Annotated in this window: 18 protein-coding genes; 13 read left to right on the forward strand and 5 right to left on the reverse strand. The window is 70.8% G+C overall.

The window, feature by feature from the left end:
* Positions 1–153 precede the first annotated feature (153 nt).
* From C8250_RS27750 to C8250_RS27770, 5 genes are all read left to right on the forward strand, one after another.
* The gene (locus tag C8250_RS27750; RefSeq protein WP_138350958.1) at positions 154–2,358 is read left to right on the forward strand and encodes an ATP-dependent DNA helicase UvrD2; all 2,205 of its coding nucleotides are present in this window, start codon (positions 154–156) and stop codon (positions 2,356–2,358) included.
* 160 nt (positions 2,359–2,518) lie between these two features.
* Complete coding sequence (locus C8250_RS27755; protein ID WP_138351080.1) at positions 2,519–2,800, forward strand: hypothetical protein; 282 nt, start codon at positions 2,519–2,521, stop codon at positions 2,798–2,800.
* A gap of 125 nt (positions 2,801–2,925) precedes the next feature.
* On the forward strand, positions 2,926–3,285 hold the full coding sequence (locus tag C8250_RS27760; RefSeq protein WP_138350957.1) for a WhiB family transcriptional regulator: 360 nt from the start codon (positions 2,926–2,928) through the stop codon (positions 3,283–3,285).
* Positions 3,282–3,608, forward strand: coding sequence for a hypothetical protein (locus C8250_RS27765; RefSeq protein WP_138350956.1), 327 nt, complete (start codon positions 3,282–3,284; stop codon positions 3,606–3,608). The genes C8250_RS27760 and C8250_RS27765 overlap by 4 nt, the downstream gene beginning before the upstream one ends.
* A 149-nt stretch (positions 3,609–3,757) precedes the next feature.
* Complete coding sequence (locus C8250_RS27770) at positions 3,758–3,955, forward strand: hypothetical protein (RefSeq protein ID WP_138350955.1); 198 nt, start codon at positions 3,758–3,760, stop codon at positions 3,953–3,955.
* 15 nt (positions 3,956–3,970) lie between these two features.
* Here C8250_RS27770 and C8250_RS27775 read toward each other — a convergent pair whose 3' ends face one another.
* Both C8250_RS27775 and C8250_RS27780 read right to left on the reverse strand, forming a co-directional pair.
* Complete coding sequence (locus tag C8250_RS27775) at positions 3,971–5,320, reverse strand: AarF/ABC1/UbiB kinase family protein (protein WP_138350954.1); 1,350 nt, start codon at positions 5,318–5,320, stop codon at positions 3,971–3,973.
* Between the two features lie 20 nt (positions 5,321–5,340).
* On the reverse strand, positions 5,341–6,525 hold the full coding sequence (locus C8250_RS27780) for a TOMM precursor leader peptide-binding protein (RefSeq protein ID WP_138350953.1): 1,185 nt from the start codon (positions 6,523–6,525) through the stop codon (positions 5,341–5,343).
* A 223-nt stretch (positions 6,526–6,748) separates the two neighbouring features.
* Here C8250_RS27780 and C8250_RS27785 point away from each other — a divergent pair, with 223 nt between their 5' ends.
* From C8250_RS27785 to C8250_RS27800, 4 genes are all read left to right on the forward strand, one after another.
* A complete protein-coding gene (locus C8250_RS27785) occupies positions 6,749–7,324 on the forward strand; it encodes a M48 family metallopeptidase (protein ID WP_138350952.1) in 576 nt (191 codons plus the stop codon).
* 70 nt (positions 7,325–7,394) lie between these two features.
* Positions 7,395–9,050 carry a TerD family protein gene (locus tag C8250_RS27790; RefSeq protein WP_138350951.1) on the forward strand — a complete coding sequence of 552 codons (1,656 nt, stop codon included), beginning with the start codon at positions 7,395–7,397 and terminating at the stop codon, positions 9,048–9,050.
* A gap of 6 nt (positions 9,051–9,056) precedes the next feature.
* Positions 9,057–9,740 (forward strand): AIM24 family protein, encoded by a 684-nt coding sequence (locus C8250_RS27795; RefSeq protein ID WP_138350950.1) that lies wholly within the window; start codon positions 9,057–9,059, stop codon positions 9,738–9,740.
* A 15-nt stretch (positions 9,741–9,755) separates the two neighbouring features.
* Entirely contained in the window at positions 9,756–10,526 is a 771-nt protein-coding gene (locus C8250_RS27800) for an AIM24 family protein (protein ID WP_138350949.1), read from the forward strand.
* A 36-nt stretch (positions 10,527–10,562) separates the two neighbouring features.
* Here the strand turns inward: C8250_RS27800 and C8250_RS27805 are convergent, their stop codons facing one another.
* Entirely contained in the window at positions 10,563–11,090 is a 528-nt protein-coding gene (locus C8250_RS27805) for an NUDIX hydrolase (protein ID WP_138350948.1), read from the reverse strand.
* Positions 11,087–12,538, reverse strand: coding sequence for a zinc-dependent metalloprotease (locus C8250_RS27810; protein ID WP_138350947.1), 1,452 nt, complete (start codon positions 12,536–12,538; stop codon positions 11,087–11,089). Before C8250_RS27810 ends, C8250_RS27805 begins: the two co-directional genes overlap by 4 nt.
* Before the next feature lie 129 nt (positions 12,539–12,667).
* Between C8250_RS27810 and C8250_RS27815 the strand changes: the two genes are divergently transcribed.
* The 4 genes from C8250_RS27815 (at position 12,668) to C8250_RS27830 (ending at position 15,769) form a co-directional block, all read left to right on the forward strand.
* Complete coding sequence (locus tag C8250_RS27815) at positions 12,668–13,771, forward strand: NAD-dependent epimerase/dehydratase family protein (RefSeq protein ID WP_138350946.1); 1,104 nt, start codon at positions 12,668–12,670, stop codon at positions 13,769–13,771.
* A 109-nt stretch (positions 13,772–13,880) separates the two neighbouring features.
* Positions 13,881–14,339: a molybdenum cofactor biosynthesis protein MoaE gene (locus tag C8250_RS27820; protein WP_138350945.1), complete on the forward strand. Its 459-nt coding sequence runs from the start codon at positions 13,881–13,883 to the stop codon at positions 14,337–14,339.
* Between the two features lie 118 nt (positions 14,340–14,457).
* Positions 14,458–14,616 carry a hypothetical protein gene (locus tag C8250_RS27825; RefSeq protein WP_187145007.1) on the forward strand — a complete coding sequence of 53 codons (159 nt, stop codon included), beginning with the start codon at positions 14,458–14,460 and terminating at the stop codon, positions 14,614–14,616.
* Between the two features lie 76 nt (positions 14,617–14,692).
* Complete coding sequence (locus C8250_RS27830) at positions 14,693–15,769, forward strand: PDZ domain-containing protein (protein ID WP_138350944.1); 1,077 nt, start codon at positions 14,693–14,695, stop codon at positions 15,767–15,769.
* A gap of 90 nt (positions 15,770–15,859) precedes the next feature.
* Here the strand turns inward: C8250_RS27830 and C8250_RS27835 are convergent, their stop codons facing one another.
* Positions 15,860–16,414, reverse strand: a complete 555-nt coding sequence (locus tag C8250_RS27835) for a PPA1309 family protein (protein ID WP_203675294.1) — start codon at positions 16,412–16,414, stop codon at positions 15,860–15,862.
* Between the last annotated feature and the right edge of the window lie 106 nt (positions 16,415–16,520).

Raw genomic sequence — 16,520 nt, forward strand, 5'->3', positions numbered from 1 at the left:
GGTGGAATCGTCGATCGGGAGAACGCTGACCCTGCTCCGGGCATTCCTGGACTCCCCGATCTCACCCCTGCACCACCGCTCGCGGTCCGACAATCGCACCTCGGCTGTGGATAACTTTCCCGACCGCCTCCGCGGACCTGGCAGCATGGCGGGGTGACCGCACCAACGCACACCTCGCTCTTCCCCGCAGTACCGGATTCCCCCGACGCCGTGCTCGACGGGCTCGACCCCGAACAGCGCGAGGTCGCCACCGCCCTGCACGGGCCGGTCTGCGTGCTGGCCGGCGCCGGCACGGGCAAGACCCGGGCGATCACCCACCGGATCGCCTACGGGGTGCGGGCGGGGATACTGCAGCCCGGCAGTGTGCTCGCGGTCACCTTCACCGCCCGCGCGGCGGGGGAGATGCGTGGCCGGCTGCGCCAGCTCGGCGCGGGCGGCGTCCAGGCGCGTACGTTCCACTCCGCCGCGCTGCGCCAGCTCCAGTACTTCTGGCCGCGCGCCATCGGCGGTGAGATGCCGCGGCTCGTCGAGCGCAAGGTCCAGCTCGTCGCCGAGGCCGGCGCCCGCTGCCGGATCCGGCTGGACCGCAGCGAGCTGCGGGACGTGACGGGCGAGATCGAATGGTGCAAGGTCACCCAGACCGTTCCCGAGGACTACCCGGCGGCCGCCGCGAAGTCCGGCCGTGAGGTCCCCCGGGACCCGGCCGAGATCGCCAAGATCTACACGGCGTACGAGCAGCTCAAGCGGGACCGCGGCGTCATCGACTTCGAGGACGTGCTGCTGCTCACCGTGGGCGTCCTGCAGGAGCGCCCGGACGTCGCGGACACCATCCGCTCCCAGTACCAGCACTTCGTCGTCGACGAGTACCAGGACGTCAGCCCGCTCCAGCAGCGGCTGCTGGACCTGTGGCTCGGCGGCCGGGACACCATCTGCGTGGTCGGGGACGCCTCCCAGACCATCTACTCCTTCACCGGCGCCACCCCTGACTACCTGCTCGGCTTCCGCTCCCGGCACCCGGAAGCCACCGTCGTGAAGCTCGTCCGCGACTACCGCTCCACCCCTCAGGTGGTGCAGCTGGCCAACGGGCTGCTCTCCCAGGCCAGGGGCCAGGCGGCCCAGCACCGGCTGGAACTGGTCTCGCAGCGCGAGCCGGGCCCCGAGCCCGGCTACACCGAGTACGTGGACGAGCCCACCGAGGCCGAGGGCACCGCCCGCCGGATCAAGGAGCTCATCGCCGGCGGGGTGCGCCCCAGCGAGATCGCCATCCTGTACCGCATCAACGCCCAGTCCGAGGTCTACGAGCAGGCGCTCGCCGACGCCGGGGTGCCGTACCAGCTGCGCGGGGCGGAGCGGTTCTTCGACCGCCCCGAGGTCCGCGAGGCCGGGCTGCTGCTGCGCGGCGCCGCCCGGGCCGGGGCAGGTTCCGATCCGGGGATGGCCGGTACGGAAGTGCCCGAGCACGTCAGGGCCGTCCTCAGCTCCCGCGGCTGGACGGCCGAGGCCCCCGCCGGATCGGGCGCGGTCCGGGACCGCTGGGAATCGCTGGCCGCGTTGGTCCGGCTCGCCGACGACTTCGCGCTGGCCCGCCCCGAGGCCACCTTGTCGGATCTTGTCGCGGAGCTGGACGAGCGGGCGAGCGCCCAGCACGCCCCGACGGTCGAGGGCGTCACCCTCGCCTCGCTGCACGCCGCCAAGGGCCTGGAGTGGGACGCGGTGTTCCTCGTCGGGCTGACCGAGGGCATGATGCCGATCACGTACGCCAAGACCGACGAGCAGGTCGAGGAGGAGCGCCGGCTGCTGTACGTCGGCGTCACCCGGGCCCGGCTCCATCTGTTCCTGTCCTGGGCGCTCTCCCGCTCGCCCGGCGGACGCGCCACCCGCAAGCCCTCACGCTTCCTGGACGGCCTGCGGCCCGGTTCCGCGACTCGCGGCACCGGAAACCGCTTCGCGGCCGGTACGGGCGGCATCGAGCGCGGAGTGGCCGCCGCCAAGCGCAAGCGTGGCCCGGTGCGCTGCCGGGTCTGCGGCCGCACCCTGTCGGAGGCCGGCGAGATCAAGCTGATGCGCTGCGAGGACTGCCCGTCCGATCTGGACGAGGGGCTGTACGAGCGGCTGCGCGACTGGCGCATGGAGCAGGCCAGGGAGCTGGGCCAGCCCGCGTACTGTGTCTTCACCGACAAGACGCTGCTGGCCATCGCCGAGGTCCGGCCCGCAGGACCGGCCGAGCTCTCCGCGATCGCCGGAGTCGGCAGCCGAAAGCTGGACAAGTACGGCGCCGAGGTCCTGGCGCTGTGCACCGGCGGGGATGCCGGCCCCGTAGCCGGTGACGAAGCTGTTGCAGAAGAACCAGAAAAATAGTTTGCGCCCGGCGAGGAAGTCCCCATAGCCTTCCGGAGCACGGTCACTGCGGCTCTTCCAAGAGCCGGGGAGATCGTGATGTACTGACCAAGCACCACAGGCCCTACGAGACGCCGAGAGGAGGCGAAGACCCGTGACCATCAACTTCGAGAACGTGAAAATGACCGATCGTCCGGTCGTCGTCGCCACCTGCCCGCTCGGCTCCCCGCTGCCTGGCACCGGTATGTCCGGTGCCCCGGCTCTGCGCCTGGCTTCCATCGCGGAACTCTCGATCCGCGAGCGCAGCGAGCGAGCGACCAAGGCATCGGCAGTACTGGAGACGAAGGCCCCGGCCTATGTCTTTACGCCCGGCGGTGCCGGTCACAGCACAAATGGACAGAAGCAGCAGCACCTCTCGATGTGGGCCTTCCGCGGGCTCGAACCCTGGAGCGATCCAGTCTGATCGACGATCAGACCGGCACCTTCCAGGGCCGCGGAATCCCAGACCGGGATCCGCGGCCCTTTTGTTTTCTCCAGCCGAACCACCGGCCCACCGGCCGGACCAGACAGACGAGGAACACCAAGACCGTGCATGCCACCCCGCACGCCCCGTCCGTATCGCCCACAGACCAGCTCCCCCCGCCCGCGGTCCACTCGGAGGTCCCGTTGCTGCCCCTGACCGAGCTCGATGACGAAATCGAGCGCCTCGGTGTACCCGTCCCCTGCCGGACCTACGACCCGGAGGTCTTCTTCGCGGAGTCCCCGGCCGACGTCGAGTACGCCAAGTCGCTGTGCCAGACCTGTCCCGTCCGCGAGGCCTGCCTCGCCGGTGCGAAGGACCGCCGTGAGCCTTGGGGCGTCTGGGGTGGAGAGCTCTTCATCCAGGGCGTCGTCGTAGCCCGCAAGCGGCCCCGTGGCCGTCCGCGCAAGAACGCAGTAGCGGTGTGAACACCAGCGCCGTAGGAACAGTCGACCGACCCCTGACGCACGACCCGAAGAAGCAGGTCCCCATGAACCCCTCCACAGAAGTGGCGCACGCCACCGAAGCCTCCCGACACACTTCCGGCGCGTACAGCGCCCGCCAGAACAGGAACCTCGAAATGCAACTCATGCCAGAAGCCTTGGCACGTGCCCATATGCAACAACGCCTCTACGAGGCCGAGCACGAACGTCAGGCCCTTCGAGTGGTGTCGGCCCGCCGACTCCAGCGCCGGGCCGAACGAGTCTCGCTGCGCGCCCGCCGTGCGCTGGCGATGGCCGTCATGCAGTAACAGCGGCCACCACGCTCCAACGGCCGCACACCAGCGGCTGAGCAACACCACTCCGTGCCACAGCGAACACCGCGGGGCCGGTCCGAAAGGACCGGCCCCGCGGTGCGTTACGGCGTATTAACGGGCACTGGGAGAGGTATCGTCGCCAAGTGGACCAGAAGACTCAGCACAACCGGGTCGGGACTGCCCAGACAACGACGTGCGCGCGCTGCGGTGCCGTCGAGGAGGGTCTGCCGATCACCTGGACCTGCTCCGTGGAGAACAGCCGGCGCGTCTATTTCTGTGACCGGTGCGGCCGGGAGAACCTCCGCAGTATCGAAGGTCGTCTCGACTCCTCCTGGTGGTAGCTGCCCGCCGCGTGGTTACGCCGACTCCGCCGCCCCATCGGCGTCGAAGCCCGGCAGCCACTCCAGCAGTTCATCGCGCAGCCGCACCGTCGCGCCCAGCTGGCACAGGACGCCGATGGTGCTCAAGGTCACGCGGTGGATCAGCAGATACGACGGCGGCAGGTTCAGCTGCTTGCCCAACTGATGGGCGGGCGAGCGCGGATCGGCGATCCGTGCCGCCTGGGCGCGCATCCAGCTGCGGACGAAGGTGAACTCCTCGGACCCGGCCGGCTCGATGATCGGCCGCAGATAGTCCAGCACCGCGTCCGGGCGCAGCTTGATCGACGGCCGGACGAAGCCCTCCTGACGGAGCATCGCGTGCACCGATTCGGCGTCGCCCTCCAGCGCCAGCCGCAGCGCGGTGCCGATCGGCAGCGGCAGCCCGTCGGGCAGCCGGTCCACCGTCCCGAAGTCCAGCACGCCCAGCCGCCAGCCCTCGGCGGGGCCGTCGTCCACCAGCAGCCGGAAGTTTCCCGGGTGCGGGTCGGCGTGCAGCAGCCCGGTACGCGCCGGGCCCGCGAACAGGAAGCGCGCCAGCAGCTGGCCGGCCCGGTCCCGCTGCTCCTGGGTGCCCTTGGCGATCACCTCGGCCATGGGCACGCCGTCCATCCACTCGGTGACCAGGACCTGATCGGCCTGGTGCACCACATCGGGCACCGAGACATCGGGGTCGCCGGCGAACTCCGCGGCGTGGGCGTGCTGTGCCTGGGCCTCCAACTCGTAGTCCAGCTCCTCCGAGACCCGGTCGCGCAGCTCGGCGATGAGCGGCTTGATGTCCATCCCGGGGATCAGCGGGCCGAACAGCCGGGCCACCCGGCCCAGTTGGGACAGGTCCGAGAGAAGGGCCGCCCCGGCGCCCGGGTACTGCACCTTCACCGCCACCGTCCGGCCGTCGTGCCACACCGCGCGGTGCACCTGGCCGATCGAGGCGGCCGCGGCCGGAGTCTCGTCGAATTCGGTGAACAGCTCCCGCCAGTCCGCGCCCAGCCGCTCGGTGAGCACCTTGCGCACGGTGCTTGCGGGCATCGGCGGCGCGGAGTCCTGCAGTTTGGTGAGCGCGGCCCGGTACGGACCCGCCACATCCTCGGGCAGCGCGGCCTCGAACACCGACAGCGCCTGGCCGAACTTCATGGCCCCGCCCTTGAGCTCTCCGAGCACCTTGAACAACTGCTCGGCCGTGCGTTCCTGCAGTTCGCTCGCGACGACCTCGGCAGGACGACCGCCCAGCCGCTTGCCCAGCCCGAGTGTGGCGCGGCCCGCGAACCCCAAGGGGAGCGCGGCCAGTTTCGCGGTGCGAGTCACCGCCTTACGAGGAAGATCAGACATGCGCTCCTCATTCCCGTCGGTCACCCGGCCATTGTGCCTCTCCGCACTCGCGGCGCGGCGGGCAGCACCACCCTCGGGTCATTTCCCGCACCACAACCGCATCTGATGTCACCGGGAACCGGTCGTACTTCCATGGACAGCCGGGCCAGCGCGATCTCCACCCGGGCCCCGGAACTCGGCGGACTTCCGCCGTCGAGGAAGGCCAGCGCATGGGCGGCGGCGAGCCCCGCGACCGTCGTCGCCAGGGCGATGTCGCAGGCCGGAACCGCGGGCGCCCGGCCCGATCGGAGCTGGGCGAGCATCCGCGGCCACGCGGGATCCGCGTCCGCCAGCCGCAGCGCCAGACAGCCCGCACAGCCGGTACGCCCCGGAACGACGAGCGGGCCGACCACTCCCATGCCTTCGACGACGCCCGTATAGAGGTGCGGGATGCCCGCCGCGAGCAGCCGTTCCGCCTCCCGGGGCTCCGGAGCGTAGGCCGCCAGCCCGTCGCGCGGGGCCACCACGACCAGCGAGAGCCGGGAATCCTCCGGCTCCTGTCCGGGCCCGTGGCCGGAGCCCGGCCCGCGCCCGGCCCGGGGTCCCCGGCGGCCGAGCGCCGCCGCGCGCGGATCGGGCGCGGCCCGGCGCACCGCCCCGCGGGCGGCCGCGTCCCGCCGCTCACCGATGTGCTCGGCCGGGATGCCGCCCGGGCTCACGTCCCACGGCTCGACCCGTCCGCCGTCCAGCACCTCCACCCGGCCGACGCCGGCCGCCGACAGCAGCGCGGCGACGGCCGCCCCGACCCGGCCCGCGCCGCGGACCCGCACCCGCGCCGCCCGCCGGTCCCGCATCCGGCCGGCCGCGCCGCCGGGACCCGCGTGCACGACGGACAGCGCGGCAAGGTCGGGCCGCAGCCGGTCGATCGCCGCCGTCCGGTGCCGGACCGCCTCGGACAGCCGGGCATGCGCCGCCGCATCGTCCAGCACACCGCCCTCGGCGAGCAGCCCCAGCAACTGCCGGACCTGCTGCGCTCCCAGCCCCAGCGCTTCGGCGTCCCGGGTCAGCAGGGCCGCCCCGCGGGTGCCGTCCAGCAGATCCAGGAATCCCGCCGCCGCGCCGTCGACCGAGTCCAGGACGACCGCGTGCGCCGGATCAATTCCGAACTGCACGCTCTCGCGGTTGCGCCAACTGCGCCGCATGGCGGTTTTGAGCATGGGACGCATGGCCACCCCCGGTGGATCACCGCGAATCCATTCAAGATCCGCACCAGTTTCCGCATCGCTGTAATGCGGCAGTCACAGAATGCACGCGGACGCCGACGGTGACGAAAAGTTATCCACAGGTTGTGAGGGATAGTCGTTCAATATGCGCACGAAGCGAGGTGATTCCCTCGCCGACCGGCCTGGGGACGGGACTTCGCGGACCCCCACCCGGTAACGTCGGAGCGTGTCCGCCGACCCCGCGCATGACCTCTCCAGCCAGCAGTCCCTCACCTCCCGGACGAGTGAGGTCGAAGTGCGCCGCAGCGCCCGAAGGCGCCGGACGGTCTCGGCCTACCGCGAGGGGGACCGCACCGTCGTCCTCATTCCGGCCCGGATGTCGGTCGCCGAGGAGCAACGCTGGGTGACGGTGATGCTCGAGAAACTCGCGGCGCAGGAGAGCAAGCGGATGCTCGGCGACGACGAGCTCTTCACCCGCGCCGCCCAGCTCTCCGAGCAGTATCTGGACGCCCGAGCGGAACCGGACACCGTCCGCTGGGTCACCAACCAGAACTCCCGCTGGGGGTCCTGCACCCCCTCCGAGGGCAGCATCCGTCTCTCCCACCGGCTGCAGGGCATGCCCGAGTACGTCATCGACTACGTTCTGTTGCACGAACTCGCGCATCTGCTGGTACCGGGCCACGGCCCGAGCTTCTGGAAGCTGCTGGAGTCGTATCCGCGGACCGAACGGGCCCGCGGATATCTCGAGGGGGTCGTGGCGGCCGGCCGGCTGCCGGAGCTGCCCACCGCCCGCGAGGAATAGCCGCTGTCGGGGCCAGGGGCTAGCCTGTCGCAACGCACATGCATTTACGGGATGGGGGACGGTCGTTCGTATGGCCAGGGAATTCCAGCGTGGCCACAAGGCCAAGATCAGTGATCTCACGGCGGGGACGGATCTGTACATCGGTGTGCAGATCGCCGGACCCGGCCTGTCGTTCGACATCAGCTGCTTCGGGCTCGACGAGAAGGAGCAGCTGTCCGACGACAGTTACTTCATCTTCTTCAACCAGCCCAAGTCGCCCGAGGAATCCATCCAGCAGCTCGGCGCGCAGGCGGGGGACAGCGAGTCCTTCCGTGTGACGCTCGACCGGATTCCCCCCAAGATCCGCAAGCTCTCCTTCACCGCGACCATCGACGGCAACGGCCAGATGTCGCAGGTCGGACCCGGGTACATCCGTATCGTCGCCGGCGGTGAGGAAGTCGCGCGCTACAGCTTCACCGGCGCCGAGTTCAGCACCGAGCGCGCGGTGATGCTCGCCGATGTGTACCTCAAGGACGTCTGGCGCTTCGCCGCCGTCGGCCAGGGCTTCGACGGCGGACTGGACGCGCTGCTGCGCAACTTCGGCGGCGAGGTCGCCGAAGAGGCGCCGGCCGCCGCGCCTCCGCAGCAGGCCGGGGCCCCGGGCTTCGCACCGCCGCCCGGCGGTGCCGCACCCGCCCCCTCGTTCGGCGCGGCGGCCGGCCCGCCGCAGCCCGCACCGGCCTTCGGCGCTCCGCCCGGAGCCCCGCAGCCCGCACCGGCGTTCGGCGCTCCCGCCGCCGGGCAGGGGTTCACGCCGCCCCCGGGCAATCCGTCGATCCACCAGCAGCAGACCATGATCGCGCCGCTGGTCACTCCGCCGCAGGCGCCCGGCCAGCCGCAGTTCGGCCAGGTCCCGCCGCCGCAGCCGCCCCCCGGACAGGTGCCCGGCCAGCAGTTCGGCCAGCCGCCCGGCCCGCCGCAGTACGGGCAGCCGCAGTTCGGCCAGCCGCCGGGCCAGCCGCAGTTCGGCCAGGTACCGGGCCAGCCGGCACCGTACGGCCAGCCGCAGGCGGGCCAGCCGGCCGGCGGGATCTCCGGCGCCATGCAGAAGTTCCGTGAGACGCCCACCGGCCAGCGGTGGACGCAGCAGAACAACAAGATGATGCGGGCCGACCTCTCGCAGACCGGCGGCCAGCCGGTGCTCGCCCGCCAGGGCAGCATGGTTCTGTACCAGGGCAAGGTCGAATACAGCTACAAGGGTGCCGGGTTCGCCGGCCGGATCGTCGGCGGCGCCACCGGCCAGGAGATGCAGCTGATGCGCTGCACCGGCCAGGGCCAGGTCTTCTTCGCGGAGAACGGCGCCCACCTGCACCCGATCGAACTCCAGGGCGATGCCATCTGCGTCTCCTCGGAGAACGTGCTCGCCTTCGACGAGAGCCTGCAGTACGAGGTGCGCAGGATCGAGGGCCACGGCATCCCCGGCGGCGCGCTGTTCACGATGCAGTTCCAGGGCACCGGAACGATCATCGTCAAGACCCATGGCACCCCCGTGGTGCTGCCCGTCACCCCGACCACGTACGCGGACTGCAATGCGATCGTCGCCTGGTCGGCGGCCTCCCAGGTGATCATCTCCAGCCAGGTCCGGCTGCGGAGGAACGCCTACCCCGGCCACAGCGGAGAGACCGTGAACCTCCAGTTCCGCGGCGCTCCCGGCAACTTCATCGTCGTCCAGCCCTACGAGGTGTGACCCGCAATGGACCAGCAGATGATCGCGGGCTACGCACCGACCCCGGTGTCGGCCCGGATGGAGACCCACGGCTCGGCGATGCTCAAGGTCGCCATGCAGACCGGCCAGGACCTGTTCGCCCGTACCGGCTCGATGGTCGCGTACGAGGGCTTCGTCCAGTACGAGCCCAATCCGCCGGCCGTCCGGCAGATGGCCTCGCAGTGGCTCACCGGTGAGGGCGCCCCGTTGATGAAGTGCACCGGCGACGGCCTGCTCTATCTGGCCGACTACGGCGCCGACGTGGTGTGCGTCAATCTCAACAACGAGTCCCTGTCGGTCAACGGCACCAACCTGCTCGCCTTCGACGCGCACCTCCAGTGGGGCGTCGAGCGGGTCAAGGGGCTCGCCAAGTTCGCCGGCCAGGGCCTGTTCAACGTGGGGGTGAAGGGCACCGGCTGGGTCGCCATCACCTCCCGCGGCACACCGATCGTCGTCGACTGCGGAAGCGGCGCCGACGAGACCTACGTCGACCCGGACGCACTCGTCGCCTGGTCGTCGGGGCTCAAGATGAAGGCCAAGCGCAGCTTCAAGGCGTCCTCCCTGATCGGGCGGGGCAGCGGCGAGGCGTTCCAGATCGCGTTCTCCGGCCAGGGCTTCGTGGTGGTACAGCCCAGCGAGGACAGCACAGACCGCCTCCGGGCACGGGGCTGAGGGGGAGCGACCGATATGCAGAGCCCGCTTTTCGCGAACACCGAGGTCCAGTCGAACGACCTCTACGCACTCCAGAATCCGTACCTGTTGCGGGTCAAGCTGGAGGGCAACTCCGGCCGTGACTGTCTCGCCCGCAAGGGCGCGATGGTCGCCTACCAGGGCATGATCGAATTCGACGGCGAGTACCAGTCACGCAACCAGGGCGGCGCGCGCATGGCCACCGGCGAGGGCCTGGACCTGATGCGCTGCTCCGGGCAGGGCACGGTCTACCTCGCCAACCTGGCCCAGCACATCCACGTCGTGGACGTCGACCATGACGGCCTCACCGTGGACAGCGCCTATGTGCTCGCCCTCGACTCCGGGCTGCACTGGGACGTGATCGCCGTGGACAGCCAGTTCGGCCTGTCCGGCACCGGCGCCTACAACCTGAACATCTCGGGCCAGGGCAAGGTCGCGCTGATGACCTCGGGCAAGCCGCTGCTGATGCCGGTGACCCCGGACAAGTACGTCTCCTGCGACGCCGACGCGGTGGTCGCCTGGTCCTCCTCGCTGCGGGTCCAGATGCAGGCGCAGACCAGCAGTTCCTCGGTCTACCGCCGGCGCGGCAACACCGGAGAGGGCTGGGAGCTCAACTTCGTGGGCCAGGGATACGTCCTGGTGCAGCCCAGCGAGCTGATGCCGCCGCAGAACGCGGAGATCGGCCAGGGCCTGCGGGCCCAGTTCGGGGTGGGCCAGGCGGGCGCCCACGCCCAGAACCTGGGCAACATCTGGACCAACAACCGCTGATCCTGCCGTACGTACGGGCCGTGCCCGCGCGCCGCCTCAGAGCAGCGCGCGGGTACGGGCCAGCAGTGTCTCCACCGAACCGTCGGCGACCGAGCCGACCTCGTCGTAGCCGTACCAGCGCAGGTCCAGCGACTCCTCGCTGATCGCCTCGACCGCGCCGGCCGGCGCGACCGCCGCGTACTGCACATCCAGATGCCAGGCGCAGGGCGTGGAGTGCCGGTCCAGGTTCACCGGCTCAGGACGCAGCAGCGTCAGCCCGGGAATGCCGGACTCCTCGGTGGCCTCACGCAGCGCGGCGGCCGCCAGAGTGGCGTCCTCCGGCTCGCAGTGGCCGCCCATCTGGAGCCACATCTTCAGCTTCTTGTGCAGCGTCAGCAGCACCCGCCCGGTCACCGGGTCCACCACCAGCGCGCTGGCGGTGATGTGCCCCGGCTGCGAGGCCTTCCACATGCCGTCGGGACTGCTGTCGAGATGGTCGAGGTACTCCAGCCGCAGCTGTTCCTGACCGGCGTCCGGCGCGTCCCAGTCCTTCAGGACGCGCACCGCGTCCGCGTGCAGACTCACTTGCCCTCGTCGTCCTTGGTCTCGTCGGAAGCGCTGGGACCGTCGTCCGACTTCTTCGGCTCGTCCTTGGTCAGCCGCTTCTCGGCGGCCTCGCCGAGCATCTTGTCGAGCTCGGAGAAGTCGGCGGACTCGCGGTGCACGAAGCCGTCCGGGTCGTCCAGGTCCTCCGCGGTGGGCAGCATGTCCGGGTGCTCCCACAGGCCGTCGCGGCCGTCGACACCGCGGGCGTCGGTCAGCGAGGCCCACAGCCGGGAGGCGTCCCGCAGCCGGCGCGGGCGCAGTTCCAGACCGATGAGCGTCGCGAACGTCTGCTCGGCGGGGCCACCGGTCGCCCGGCGGCGGCGCAGCGTCTCGCGCAGCGCGGCGGCGGACGGCAGATGCGGCGCGGCGGCGGCGTGCACGACCGCGTCCACCCAGCCCTCGACGAGCGCGAGCGCCGTTTCCAGCCGGGCCAGGGCGGCCTTCTGCTCGGGGGTGTCCTCGGGCTGGAACATGCCCTGCGCCAGCGCTTCCTGCATGGCCTCGGGGTTCGACGGGTCGAGCTGGCCGACCGCGTCCTCCAGCTTCGCCGTGTCGACCTTGATGCCCCGTGCGTAACCCTCGACGGCGCCGAACAGATGCGCCCGCAGCCACGGCACATGGGCGAAGAGCCGCTGATGGGCGGCCTCGCGCAGCGCCAGGTACAGCCGCACCTCCTCCTGCGGGACGCCGAGGCCCTCACCGAAGGCCGCGATGTTCGCGGGGAGCAGCGCGGCCTTGCCGGCCGGGCCGAGCGGGAGGCTGACGTCGGTGGAGCCGACCACCTCGCCCGCCAGGGTGCCCAGCGCCTGGCCGATCTGGCTGCCGAACATCGCTCCGCCCATGGAGCGCATCATGCCGAGCAGCGGCCCGGACATGGCCTGCATCTCCTCGGGGAGCACATCGCCCATGGCGGCGCCGACCCGCTCCGCGACCGGGTCCACCAGTTCCTTCCACGCCGGCAGGGTCGCCTCGACCCATTCGGCGCGGCTCCACGCCACAGCGCTGCCCGAGCCGGAGGGCAGCGACGTCGCCCCGTCCAGCCACAGGTCGGCCAGCCGGATGGCCTCGGAGACCCAGGAGCGCTCGGCCGGGCCGACGCTCGCGTCCTTGACGCCGTCCGCGGTGCCCTGCGCGACGGTCTGGCGTGCGATGTCCTTGGCCATGTCCCAGTTCACCGGGCCGCCCTCGTACGAGAGCATCTGGCCGAGCTGCTGGAAGGCGGCACCGAGATCGTTGGGGTTCAGGGAGCCGAACATCGCGGCGAACGGGTTGTCCCCGCCGGCGCCACCGAACGGGTTCACGCCACCGAAACCGAAGGGATTGTCGGCAGGCCCCTGCCCCGGCCGGTCGCCGCGCTGGTTCTTGCCCTCGTCCCCGTCCTCGGGCTCCTCGGGAGGGACGCCGAATCCGAATGGGTGGTCGCTCACGGGTTTCCTCGGCTCTATGTGTTGGGGCTGTGTCTTGTGGGCTGTACCTCCAGCCTAGACACCAGTCAGGCAGGATGGCTGCGTACCAAGTGCGCACCTCGTACCAGAAACAACCGTGGGAGACACCCGGTGAGTTCCCCAGAAGCACACGTTCGCCCAGAGCGGAGCCCGTCCAAGGCCCCCGCGGGCCCTGTGGTGGCGATCACCGGTGCGGCGTCCGGCCTCGGCCGTCTGCTCGCGCTGCGTCTCGTCGAGTCCGACGAGGTCAAGAAGGTCGTCGCGATCGACGAACGCCGCGGGGACGTGCCCGGAGCGACCTGGCGGGTGCTCGACGTACGCGACCCCGCCATCGCCGAGAAACTGCGCGGCGTCGACGTCGTCGTCCATCTCGGTCTCGACCTCGATCTGGAGTCCGACCCCAAGGCGCGTACCGCCTTCAACGTGCGGGGCACCCAGACGGTGCTCACCGCGGCGGCCGCCGCCGGGGTGCGCCGTGCGGTGCTGTGCACCTCGGCGATGGTCTACGGCGCCCAGGCCGACAACGACGTGCCGCTCGCGGAGGACGCCCCGCTGCGCGCCACCGCCGAGGCCAGCTTCGTCGACGACCTGCTGGAGATCGAACGGCTGGGCCGCCGCGCGCCGCGTGCCCACCCTGGGCTGAACGTCACGATCCTGCGCCCCGCCGTGCTGGTCGGTGGCACGGACACCGCGCTGACCAGGTATTTCGAGTCGCCCCGGCTCCTGGTGGTGGCGGGCAGCCGGCCCTGCTGGCAGTTCTGCCACGTCGAGGACCTGGTGTCGGCACTGGAGTACGCGGTGCTGGAGAAGGTCGACGGGGAGATGGCCGTCGGCTGTGACGGCTGGCTGGAGCAGGAGGAGGTCGAGGAGCTGTCGGGCATCCGCCGGATGGAGTTGCCGCCGGCCATCGCCTTCGGTGCCGCCTCCCGCCTGCACCGCCTCGGCCTCACCCCGTCCCCGGCCGGCGACCTGGCGTACACGATGCACCCGTGGGTGGTCAGCGGCAGCCGGCTGCACGAGGCGGGCTGGCGCCCCCAGTGGACCAACGAGGAGGTGCTGGCCCAGCTCCTGGAGGAGGTCGCGGGCCGGAACTCCGTCGCGGGCCGCCGGCTGGGCCGCAAGGACGCCACCACCCTGGGCGCGGCAGGCGCGACGGTCGCCCTGGTGGGCACGGCCGCGCTGGTGCGCCGGGCCCGCAAGCGGCGCGGAATCTAGGTCGTACACGGCTCCGGTAGGGCTCCCGCTACGGCTCCGGGAAGCGCCGCCACCCCCGGCGGACCAACCACCGGAATCGAACTTCCGCATCGCGGGCGGATGAGGCAGCATGTGCCGCATGGCACCGACGCACGCTGACGCGCAGAACCCGATCCGGCTCCTGGAGATCCGCGACACGCCCCTGTCCGTGGACGAGGTCTTCGCGGCCGTCGGGCACGAGGCCGCGGGGGGTACGGCGCTGTTCGTCGGGACCGTACGGGACCACGACGGCGGTTCCGGCGCCGAGGTGACGGGTCTCGGCTACTCGTCGCACCCCACCGCGGAAGCGGAGATGCGGCGGATCGCGGAGAAGATCGCGGCGGAGTTCCCGGTCCGGGCGCTCGCCGCGGTACACCGTGTGGGTGACCTCCAAGTGGGCGATTTGGCGGTCGTCGTGGCAGTCTCGTGTCCGCACCGCGGCGAGGCGTTCGAGGCCTGCCGGCGGCTGATCGACGAGCTCAAGGCCGAAGTGCCGATCTGGAAGCACCAGACCTTCGCCGACGGCCAAGAAGAGTGGGTGGGCGCGTAGCGCCGTACCGGCAGCCTCTCCGGTTGCGTAACTCCCCACCCGCCCCGACCGTTGTCCTACTGGGTAGCTAATCTGCTCATAGGTCCATAATTGGCGTACGCGGGGTCGGGAGTCCTTCATGGCAGCGCTCGCTTGGTTGCTCATTCCGCTTGTCGCCGTGCTCGTTGCCACCGTCTGGGGCAGCTGGGCCGCGCGCACCCGGGCAACCGGGGACGGCTCCTCGCTGGCGGACTACGAGCGCTTCCGCGAGGCGATGCAGAAGTCGCATTCCGGTTAACCGGGCCGCGGACGCCCCCGCCGCTACGGACCGGCCCAGCGGGCCGTTTGTCGGACCGGTCCCGTACATTCGTGGCATGCCACGCCGCACCGCGACGCTGATCGCCTCGACCCTGACGCTGATAGCGCTGCTGTGCGTCGCCCTGCTGACGCCGGCGCCGTACGCCGAGATGTCTCCCGGGCCGACCGTCAACACCCTCGGCGACCACGGGGGTGAACCGGTTCTGCAGATTTCCGGGCACCAGACCTATCCGACGACCGGTCATCTCAACATGACCACCGTCAGGGTGACCGGCGCCGACTACCGGATGAACCTGGTGGAGGCCGTGGTCGGCTGGATCGGCCATGACGAGAAGGTCGTCGAGCACGACACCCTCTACCCGCAGGGCCAGACCGCCGAGCAGGCCGATCAGCAGAACGCCGAGGAGTTCACCCAGTCCCAGGACAGTGCCAAGGTCTCGGCGCTCAAGAAGCTGAACATCGCGGTCTCCTCCCGCGTCATCGTGGGCGCGGTCGTCAAGGACAGCGCCTCCGAGGGCAAGCTGCACGCCGGCGACGTGATCAAGGCCGTGGACGGCACCGAGGTGAAGGAGCCGGGCGATGTCGCCAAGCTCGTCACCAAGCACCAGCCGGGCGAGAACGTCGTCTTCACCGTCATCCCGGAGGAAGCGGCCAAGAAGAAGGACGGCGCGACCAAGGAGGTCGTGGTCACCACCCGGAAGTCGGCCGACGACGGCAAGGCGCGGGCGGTCGTCGGTATCCAGGCCGGTGTCGAGCACCTCTTCCCGTTCACGATCGACATCAAGCTCGCCGATGTCGGCGGCCCGAGCGCGGGCCTGATGTTCGCCCTCGGCATCGTCGACAAGCTCACCCCGGGCGACATGACCGGCGGGAAGTTCGTGGCCGGCACCGGCACGATCGACGACAACGGCAAGGTGGGCCCGATCGGCGGTATCGGCCTCAAGACGATCGGGGCCCGCGGGCAGGGCGCGCAGTACTTCCTGACCCCGGCCGACAACTGTGCCGAGGCCGCCAAGGACATCCCCTCCGGCCTCACCCTCGTCAAGGTGAGCACGATCGACGACGCCATGTCTGCCCTGGAGAACATCAAGGCCGACAAGACGGACGCCCTGCCGAGCTGCTCGAAGAACTGACCCGCTGGGGCCTGCCCGGCCTTCGTGACCGGCCGGACAGGTCCTGGCCGGGCGGGCCCGTCACGGACCTGCCCGGCTGCGCGCCCGTTCTCAGCTCTCGAAGGTGGCGGCCAGTGCCTCGGCCAGGCCCGGTACCAGGTCGGAGCCGGTCAGGACCTCGGTGGCGGTGTCCTTGGACCGGAGCCTGATGGCGGACTCGCGGGCACCGTTGCGCAGCACGGCCACCGTCATCCGCACCTCCTGGCGCTCCGGGTGCTCGGCGACCCACTTCGCCAGCTTGGCGTCGTTCAGCCCCTCGGGGATCGCCGCCTCCGCGGACGGCGGCAGCATCAGCCGCTCCACCGTCATGGCGCAGCCGGCGATGACGTCCGGCCAGGCGATGGTGGCGAGGAACTCGTCCAGCGCCTTGCCTTCGGGCAGCTCGTCCTGCTCGACCGGGGTCAGCGCCCCGGCGTTCTTCTCCGCGAGCCCCAGCTGATCGGCCAGGCCCGGTTCCTGTGTACGCAGGCGTGCGGTGTCGACCAGGGCGAACAGCCGCGCGGGCCGGTCCCAGCCGAGACCGGACGCATATTCGTCGATCTCCAGTACGGCACGGGTCAGCGGGCTCGCCGCGAGAGGTGCTCCATCGGTCGCAATGTTGGACATGGTCAATATCCTGCCTGTTCCCAGGCCAAAATCGGGAACCGAGTAAAGCGTGAGTAAGTTGCACCAGTGGGGGTCCGACCCGGGACGCCCGTAGACACCGAACTTT

It is taken from the genome of Streptomyces sp. So13.3, assembly GCF_005860785.2.
Taxonomy (GTDB): domain Bacteria; phylum Actinomycetota; class Actinomycetes; order Streptomycetales; family Streptomycetaceae; genus Actinacidiphila; species Actinacidiphila fildesensis.